The 821-nt window shown below is 73.1% G+C and carries 1 protein-coding gene; it reads right to left on the reverse strand.

Features of this window, described 5'->3' with window-relative positions:
- Positions 1-97 precede the first annotated feature (97 nt).
- A complete protein-coding gene (upp, locus tag B8460_RS16570; protein WP_048862722.1) occupies positions 98-748 on the reverse strand; it encodes a uracil phosphoribosyltransferase in 651 nt (216 codons plus the stop codon).
- Positions 749-821: the final 73 nt, after the last annotated feature.

Below are 821 nucleotides of genomic sequence, written 5' to 3' on the forward strand. Positions count from 1 at the left end.
GCCGCCGGGCGCGGTTGCGCGCCAGACCGCGACGGCGGCGAGCAACGAGGCGGCCAGGAGCCGCGCGGCAAGCGGGCGGATGCGCATCGCGGCGGCGTCACTTCGTCCCGAACAGCCGGTCGCCCGCGTCGCCAAGCCCCGGGCGGATATAGCCGTTGGCATCGAGGCCGCGATCGACTGCCGCCGTATAGACCGGCACGTCGGGATGGGCGTCGTGCAGGGTCGCGAGCCCCTCCGGCACGGCGATGACGCAGACGTAGCTGATGCGCGTGGCCGCCGCCTGCTTCAGCCGCGCGATCGCCGCCGCGGCGGAGTGGCCCGTCGCGAGCATCGGATCGACCACGATCACGTCGCGCGCGGCGATGTCGTCCGGCAGCTTGCAGTAGTATTCGACCGGCCGCAGCGTCGTGTGGTCGCGGAACAGCCCGATATGACCGACGCGGGCGGACGGCACGAGGTCGAGCATGCCGTCGAGAATCCCCTGCCCCGCGCGGAGCACCGAGACGAAGCACAGCTTCTTGCCGGACAGCAGCGGCGCTTCCATCGGCTCGAGCGGGGTTTCGATCGTCACCGTCTCCAGCGCGAGGTCGCGCGTCGCCTCGTAGGCGAGCAGGAGGCTGATCTCGCGCATCACGCGGCGGAAGCCGGCCGTCGTCGTCTCGCGTCGGCGCAGCAGGGTGAGTTTGTGCTGCACCAGCGGGTGCGCGACGACGCGCGCCCCGCCGGCGGCCGGCTCGTTGGTGGTCATGCCTCCCCTCCCTCATGCCGTGCCGTGCGGCGGCGCCCGGCCGAGGGCCTCGCGCAGGCTGCCGCACACGGTC

The organism is Acidisphaera rubrifaciens HS-AP3 (genome assembly GCF_000964365.1).
Classification (GTDB): domain Bacteria; phylum Pseudomonadota; class Alphaproteobacteria; order Acetobacterales; family Acetobacteraceae; genus Acidisphaera; species Acidisphaera rubrifaciens.